Raw genomic sequence first — 6,993 nt, 5'->3', positions numbered from 1 at the left:
GCACCGGGCGACCGTGCCGGCGATCGCGGCGCACGTCGATGCCGCGGCTGCTCGGTTCGCGTGGCGGCCGGACACCCCGATCGACGCGGTGCCCGAGCTGTCCGCGTCCGTCGACTGGCTGGGCGGGGGAGGCCAGGGGACCGGTCAGGGCATCCGTCTCACGCTGGATGACGCCCTCGGGGCCGCGGCCGCCCGCGCCGGCCGCGTGGGGGACGAGGCGTTCCGCGTGACCGTGTCCGCCGACGGGGTCGAGATCCGCGGTGCGAGTCCGCTCGGGGTCTTCCGGGGCGCCACCGTGCTGCGGCAGCTGCGCGACCCCGACGCCCCTGCGCAGGCCGAGGTGCTGCTTCCGGCCGGTGTGTGGGAGGGGGCGCCGGCGTACGGCTGGCGCGGCGTCATGCTCGACGTGGCGCGGCACTTCCGCCCGGTCGACGACGTGCGGCGTCTGATCGACCTGCTGGCGCTGCACCACCTGAACATCCTGCAGCTGCACCTCACCGACGATCAGGGCTGGCGGTTCGAAGTGCCCGGCTACCCGCGGTTGACGGAGGTCAGCGCGCGACGGGAGGCCACCCAGCGCGGGCACGGGCCCGAGGCCACGGTCGAGCCCGGCGTGCACGAGGGCTTCTACACGACGGACGAGCTGCGCGACCTCGTCCGTTATGCGGCGGAGCGCGGCGTGACCCTGGTGCCGGAGGTCGAGCTGCCCGGGCACATCCAGGCCGCGCTGGCCGCGTACCCCGAGCTCGGCAACACCGATGTGGGCGTGCCGGCGAGCGGCCCGTGGGAGCGGTTCGGCGTGAACGCACGCACGCTCGCCCCGACGGAGGCCTCGCTGGCGTTCGGCCGTGCGGCGATCGATGCCCTCTGCGACGTGTTCGACGCGGAGTGGATCGGGATCGGCGGGGACGAGGTGCCCGTGACGGAGTGGGCGCAGAGCGAGGCGGCGGCGGAGCGGATGCGCGCGCTGGGCCTGGCGACGCCGCACGACGTGCAGCCCTGGTTCACCGCGCACTTCGTGGCGCACGTGCGCGCGCGGGGGCGCACGGCGCTCGCGTGGGACGAGGTGCTGGAGGGCGAGGTGCCGGAGGGCGTGCGCATCCTCGCGTGGCGCGGACCCGTCGCGATGCGGGAGGCACTGAGCCGCGGGATCCCCGTGGTGGCGTGCCCCGACCTGGAGGTCTACCTCGACTATCCGCAGTCGGAGTCGCCCGAGGAGCCGATCAGGGTGGGACCCCCGCTGCCGCTCGCCCGCGCGTACTCGCTCCGGATCGAGGACCGTGCGGTGGGCGGTCAGGCGAACGTGTGGAGCGAGCACCTGCCCAGCCGGGACCGCGTGGACTTCGCGATGTTCCCGCGGCTCGCCGCGATCGCCGAGCGGCTGTGGGAGGGCGGGGAACCGAGGCCGTTCGCGGACTTCATGCGGCGGCTTCCGACGCATCTGCGTCGCCTGGCGGCGGCGGGGGTGCGGTATCGTCCGCTGGATGGCCCGTCCCCGGATCAGCGCCGCCCCGGCGTTCCGGGAAAGCCGCTGACGGTGGAGGCGCGCGAGGCCATCGTCGCGGGGCTGGTGGAGCGGCTCCTGGACGGTTCTGCGGCACGGGCCCGCGCGGCTCGAAAGTAATGTAACGTTTCGGTAACCCTGGCCGCGGCCTCGCGGGCAGAGGTTGCGCAATTTTTGTTCGTAAGGTCTACTAACAAACATGTCCGTTTCGGATGATCAGCGCCCCGCGGCGACGACAGACTTCGTCGCCGCGAACGCGCACGCCTTCGGGCCCGCGCGGCACCTGCGCTCGCGAACCAAGGTGCTCCCCGAGCACGCCCGCGGACACAACCGCGCGCTCGTGCTGCAGACGCTGTACCACTCCGGAGCGATGAGTCGCGCCGACCTCTCCCGGGAGACCGGACTGACCCGGGTCACGATCTCCGACCTCGTCGCGGAGTTCATCGCCGACGGCATCGTGATCGAGATGGGCGTCCGCGAGGCGGTGGGTCCGGGGAAGCCGCCGATCCTCATCGACATCGACCGCGCCGGGCACCAGATCGTCGGCCTCGACCTGTCGGGTCCGAACGCTTTCGAGGGAGCCGTGCTGAGCCTCGACGGCGACGTGCTGGAGCGCCGCCAGGTGCCTCGCCCGGAGCGCCCGGACGGGGAGGCCGCCTACGCCGCGCTCCGCGAGCTCGCACAGAGCCTCGTCGACGCCGCCACGCGCCCCGTGCTCGGCGTCGGCATCGGCACGCCGGGCGTCGTGCGACCGGACGGTCTGGTGCTGAGCTCGCCCAACCTCGGCTGGACCGACTTCCCGCTCGAGGCGAAGCTCGGCGCCGAGCTCGACCTGCCCGTCCTCGCGCGCAACGACGCGAACGCCGCTGTCCTCGCGGAATACACCTTCGGCGAGGCGAAGGCCGACTTCATGCTCATCAAGATCGGCCGAGGCGTGGGTGCCGGCCTCATCACGGGCAGCCAGCCGCTGCTGGGCAGTCGCTTCGCCGCGGGGGAGATCGGACACGTGGTCGTCGGCACCGATGGCGGCCCGCGCTGCGCCTGCGGCAAGATCGGCTGCCTGGAGGCCTGGCTCAGCGTCAGCCGGATGCGGGAGGCCCTCGACGCCGACCCCTCGGCGCGCGAGGACATCCTGCGCGACGCAGGCACGCGCATGGCCATCGCCATCGCCCCGATCGTCGCCGCGCTCGACCTGTCCGAGGTCGTCCTCTCCGGCCCGGCGGAACTGCTCGACGGCACGCTGATCGACGCCGCGGTCGAGACCCTGCACGCGCGCACCTTGGAGGGCGTGTTCGAAGACGTGATGGTGCGGCTCACGCATCAGGACGACATCGTGCTCCGCGGAGCCGCGGTCATGGTGCTCTCCGGGCAGCTGGGGGTGTCGTGACCTCCGCGACCACGACCGAGACCGGCATCCGATGACCGGAACCGCTGCCGCCGACCTGCCCGGTCGGCCGATTCGTGTTGGCCTGGATGTCGGCGGAACCAAGATCGACGCCGTCGCCGTCGACCCCGCCGGTGAGATCCTCGGACGCCTGCGCCGCGCCACGGGCTGGGGCGAGGACGCCGTCGTCGACAGCATCGTGTCGACCGTCGTCGCCCTCGCCGATGAGACCGGGGGCCCGCTGTCGGCCGTCGGGTCCGTCGGTGTGGGCATCCCCGGGCTGGTCGATGCGGACGCGGGGCGCGTCGTGCACGCCGTCAACCTCGGGGTCGAGTCGCTCGACCTGGCCGACCGGGCGGAGCGAGCGCTCGGCGTGCCGTTCCGCGTCGAGAACGACGTGAAGGCGGCGGCGCTCGGAGCCGCCGTGCTCAGCGGCGTGAGCGGTTCGATGGCGTACCTGAACCTCGGCACCGGTGTGGCCGCGGGCATCGTCGTGGACGGTCGCATCTGGCGAGGATCGCGCGGGACCGCCGGCGAGGTCGGCCACATCTCGGTCGACCCGCACGGACGCCTGTGCGGGTGCGGACAGCGCGGTTGCGTGGAGACGTTCTGCGGCGGCGGCGCACTCGCCAAGGCCTGGGGTCGACCCGGCGCGCTGCCGGTCAGGGACATCTTCGACGCCGCCGATGCCGGCGACCCGCTGGCGCTCGCGCTGCGTGACGACCTCTTCTTCGGCGCGGCCGCCGCGGTCCGCGTGCTGGTGCTGTCGGCCGACGTCGAGACGGTGGTGATCGGGGGCGGCCTCACGGCCATGGGAAGCCGCCTCGACGAAGGCATCAGGGCCGCACTGCACGCCGGCGCCGAGGCGTCACCGTTCGCGAGGTCTCTGCGCCTGGATGAGAGAATCGAACTGCTCCCCGCGGGTTCCCCCGCCGCCGCACTCGGCGCCGCTCTGGTGGGCGCATCCATTTCTGAGAAGGAGATCGTTCCGCATGGCTGAGGTCGTCATCGTCGAGAGTCCCGAGGCCGCCGGTGCGCTGGTCGCCACCGAGATCGTGGAGCTGATCGACCGTCGTCCGGACGCCGTCCTCGGCCTGGCCACGGGCTCCACGCCGCTGCCGGTCTACCAGGCCCTGCGCGCGCAGCTCGCCGGGCGCGACGTCTCCCGGGTGCGCGGCTTCGCCCTCGACGAGTACGTCGGCATCGACCCCGCCCACCCCGAGAGCTACCGCTCCGTGATCACCCGCGAGGTCGTCGAGCCCCTGGGCCTCGACCCGCAGCGCATCCACGTGCCCAACGGCGCGGAGGCGACCATCCAGCACGCGGGTGAGGACTACGAGGCCGCGATCCAGCAGGCGGGCGGCGTCGACCTGCAGATCCTCGGCATCGGCACCGACGGGCACATCGGCTTCAACGAGCCCGGCTCCTCCTTCGCGTCGCGCACCCGGGTGAAGACCCTCACCGAGCAGACGCGCGAGGACAACGCCCGCTTCTTCGACTCGATCGACGATGTCCCCATGCACTGCATCACGCAGGGTCTGGGCACGATCCTGCAGGCCAGGCACCTCGTGCTCCTCGCGTTCGGCGAGGGCAAGGCGGAGGCGGTCGCCGGAGCGGTCGAGGGTCCGCTGACGGCCCTGCTGCCCGGCTCGGCGATCCAGCTCCACCCGCATGCGACGATCGTGGTCGACGAGGCGGCGGCCTCCCGGCTGCAGCTCGCCGACTACTACCGGTACACGTTCGCGAACAAGCCGGCCTGGCAGGGGATCTGACCCCGACTCACCGGGTCGCGGCCGGCCAGGCGAGGGGGAGCAGGTGCTCCACGCTCAGCGGCGCCAGCGGGAGCGTCTCCGCGTCTTCCGGGGTGATCCATCGCAGCTCCGCGAGCTCGGCCTGCACCCGCACCCCGGCTGGGTCGATCGCTGCGGTGAAGGCATCGGCGACGACCCGGTGACCCGGTTCGTTCGCGGCGGCGGACACGAACCGTCCGAGCGGACGGAGGTCGCTCTCGCGCAGTGCCACGCCGAGTTCCTCGTGCAGTTCGCGGATGAGGGTCTGCGCGGCGCTCTCGCCGGGCTCCGGCTTGCCTCCAGGCTGCATGAACCTGGTCGTGCCGTGCTTGCGGACCACCAGCACGCGGCCCTGGTCGTCGACGATCACCGCCGCGCTCACGTGGATGTCAGGCATCGGGGACGAACACCTTCCCTGGGTTGAGGATCCCGAGCGGATCGAAGACGGCGGCGATCTCGCGCTGCAGCCGCCACTGGTCGTCGCCGAGCTCCTCCGCAAGCCAGCGCCGCTTGAGCACCCCGATGCCGTGCTCGCCCGTGAGCGTGCCGCCCAGGCGGATCGCCGCGCGGAACAGCTCGTCGGCGGCGGCCCAGACGTGTGCCGGGGTCTCGGGTCCCTCGAACACGAAGTTCGGGTGCAGATTGCCGTCCCCCGCGTGCGCGACCGTGGGGATCACGAGACCGTACTCGCGCTCGATGCGGGCGATCTCGTCGAACATCGCCGGCATGGCGCTCCGCGGCACGGAGACGTCTTCGATCAGGGTGGTGCCGAGGGAGGCCATCGCGGCGTGCATGGACCGGCGGATCGCAAGCAGCCGCTCGCCCTCCGCGCGATCGTGCGACACCTCGGTGACGCCGTCGTTGGCGCGCAGGATGGCGTCGATCGCGTCGGCCTCGGCGGCCGCAGCGGGCCCGTCGGTCTGGATGGTCAGCTGCGCCGTGCCGGGCGTCGGCGCCGGCAGGCCGAGCAGAGCGTGCACGGCCGCGAGGCTCGGGGCGTCCATGAGCTCCATGATCGCGGGCTGCACCCCGGCGGCGGTCACGGCGGCTGAGGCGGCGGCCGCGGCGCGGACACCGGGGAACAGAGCCGTCACGGTGCAGCTCTCGCCGGGGACGAGCCGCCGGAGCTTGAGCGTCGCGCCGACCACGACGCCGAGGATGCCCTCCGAACCCACGACGAGAGCCGTCAGGTCGAGGCCCGTGACGCCCTTGACGCTGCGATGCCCCAGGTGCAGAAGCCGCCCGTCGGCCAGTACGAGGTCGACGCCGAGGACGGCATCCCGCACGACGCCGTACTTCGCGCAGAGCAGTCCTCCCGCGCCCGTGGCGATGTTGCCACCGACCGTCGAGATGTCGCGGCTCGCGGGGTCGGGTGCCCACCACAGGCCGAAGGACGCGAGGTGGGCATTGAGCTCGGCGTTGAGGATGCCGGGCTCGACCACGGCCAGCAGATCATCGGAGCGGACCTCGTGGATCGCCGTCATGCGTCGCAGCGACAGCACGATCTCACCCTCGCCCGCGTTGGCCGCCCCGGCGAGGCCCGTGCCGGCGCCGCGGACCACCACGGGCGTGCGCGTCGCCGAGGCGATGCGCAGGGTCTCCTGCACGTGCTCCACGCGCTCGGCATGCACGATCGCCAGCGGGCGCCCCGCGGCGGCATGGCCGGAGCGGTCGGAGCGCGCCCGTTCGAGCGCGTCCTCGTCGGTGTCGACGAGCGCGCCGAGCGCCTGCTGCAGCAGCGGGACGACGCTCACGACGGGATGCTCACGACGGCGAGTTCACGTCAGGGCGCGGCGACCGCTGAGAACACCGGCGACCACGGCGACGAGGGCGAAGGCGGTGCCGATCAGGGCCTGGCCCATGGACCACCACGCGATCGTCACACCCACGTAGATGAGCAGTTCGACCAGCGCACGCAGGAACGGGTGCACGCGCAGCACGGGGCGGGGCGACAGGAACAGTGCCCACAGCAGCAGGGCCGTGACCGGCGCGCCGATGCCGATCACGATGTTCCACGGCAGGTCCCAGCTCGCGAAGCCCCACAGGGCGAGAGAGGCGATCGCCGCGATCAGGACGACGACGCGCACGAGGTCGAGCGCGGTCAGCGCCTGACGTTCGACGCCGGGGACGGGGGCGGGATCCGGAGTCATGACTCCAGTCTATTCGGCGATCGTCGAGCCCTCTGCCGCCGCAGCGACGGGCTCGGAGAGGGTCGCGACGGCCTCGACGGGAGCCGGTGCAGCCTCGGCCGGTGCAGCCTCGACCGGGGCCGGAACCGACGCGGGCTCGACGGGGGCCGGTGCGGGCTCGACGGG

General features: G+C 72.9%; 7 protein-coding genes. 4 read left to right on the top strand and 3 right to left on the bottom strand.

The window, feature by feature from the left end:
- The 4 genes from DW309_RS01490 to nagB form a co-directional block, all read left to right on the top strand.
- The coding region (locus tag DW309_RS01490; protein WP_168387132.1) for a beta-N-acetylhexosaminidase at window positions 1-1,624 on the top strand (1,624 nt) is incomplete at its 5' end.
- 79 nt (window positions 1,625-1,703) lie between these two features.
- Window positions 1,704-2,891 carry an ROK family transcriptional regulator gene (locus DW309_RS01485; protein WP_136030992.1) on the top strand — a complete coding sequence of 396 codons (1,188 nt, stop codon included), beginning with the start codon at window positions 1,704-1,706 and terminating at the stop codon, window positions 2,889-2,891.
- Between the two features lie 31 nt (window positions 2,892-2,922).
- The gene (locus DW309_RS01480; RefSeq protein WP_205812583.1) at window positions 2,923-3,888 is read left to right on the top strand and encodes an ROK family protein; all 966 of its coding nucleotides are present in this window, start codon (window positions 2,923-2,925) and stop codon (window positions 3,886-3,888) included.
- On the top strand, window positions 3,881-4,660 hold the full coding sequence (nagB, locus tag DW309_RS01475; protein ID WP_136044341.1) for a glucosamine-6-phosphate deaminase: 780 nt from the start codon (window positions 3,881-3,883) through the stop codon (window positions 4,658-4,660). The genes DW309_RS01480 and nagB overlap by 8 nt, the downstream gene beginning before the upstream one ends.
- A 7-nt stretch (window positions 4,661-4,667) precedes the next feature.
- Here nagB and DW309_RS01470 read toward each other — a convergent pair whose 3' ends face one another.
- Genes DW309_RS01470 through DW309_RS01460 form a run of 3 tightly spaced genes read right to left on the bottom strand, consistent with a single transcriptional unit; the run spans window position 4,668 to window position 6,828 of the window.
- Entirely contained in the window at window positions 4,668-5,075 is a 408-nt protein-coding gene (locus DW309_RS01470; protein WP_136030988.1) for an NUDIX hydrolase, read from the bottom strand.
- On the bottom strand, window positions 5,068-6,432 hold the full coding sequence (locus tag DW309_RS01465; protein WP_136044340.1) for an FAD-binding oxidoreductase: 1,365 nt from the start codon (window positions 6,430-6,432) through the stop codon (window positions 5,068-5,070). The genes DW309_RS01470 and DW309_RS01465 overlap by 8 nt, the downstream gene beginning before the upstream one ends.
- A 24-nt stretch (window positions 6,433-6,456) precedes the next feature.
- Window positions 6,457-6,828, bottom strand: coding sequence for a YrdB family protein (locus tag DW309_RS01460; RefSeq protein ID WP_136030984.1), 372 nt, complete (start codon window positions 6,826-6,828; stop codon window positions 6,457-6,459).
- Window positions 6,829-6,993: the final 165 nt, after the last annotated feature.

This window comes from Microbacterium sp. K41 (assembly GCF_004794395.1).
In the GTDB taxonomy this organism is placed as follows: Bacteria; Actinomycetota; Actinomycetes; order Actinomycetales; family Microbacteriaceae; genus Microbacterium; species Microbacterium sufflavum.
This window is presented reverse-complemented; position numbering and strand designations above follow the sequence as displayed.

Excerpts from the sequence above, each read along its gene's own strand:
- DW309_RS01485 (WP_136030992.1), top strand. The coding sequence starts at position 1,704 with ATGTCCGTTTCGGATGATCAGCGCCCCGCGGCGACGACAGACTTCGTC.
- DW309_RS01480 (WP_205812583.1), top strand. The coding sequence starts at position 2,923 with ATGACCGGAACCGCTGCCGCCGACCTGCCCGGTCGGCCGATTCGTGTT.
- nagB (WP_136044341.1), top strand. The coding sequence starts at position 3,881 with ATGGCTGAGGTCGTCATCGTCGAGAGTCCCGAGGCCGCCGGTGCGCTG.
- DW309_RS01470 (WP_136030988.1), bottom strand. The coding sequence starts at position 5,075 with ATGCCTGACATCCACGTGAGCGCGGCGGTGATCGTCGACGACCAGGGC.
- DW309_RS01460 (WP_136030984.1), bottom strand. The coding sequence starts at position 6,828 with ATGACTCCGGATCCCGCCCCCGTCCCCGGCGTCGAACGTCAGGCGCTG.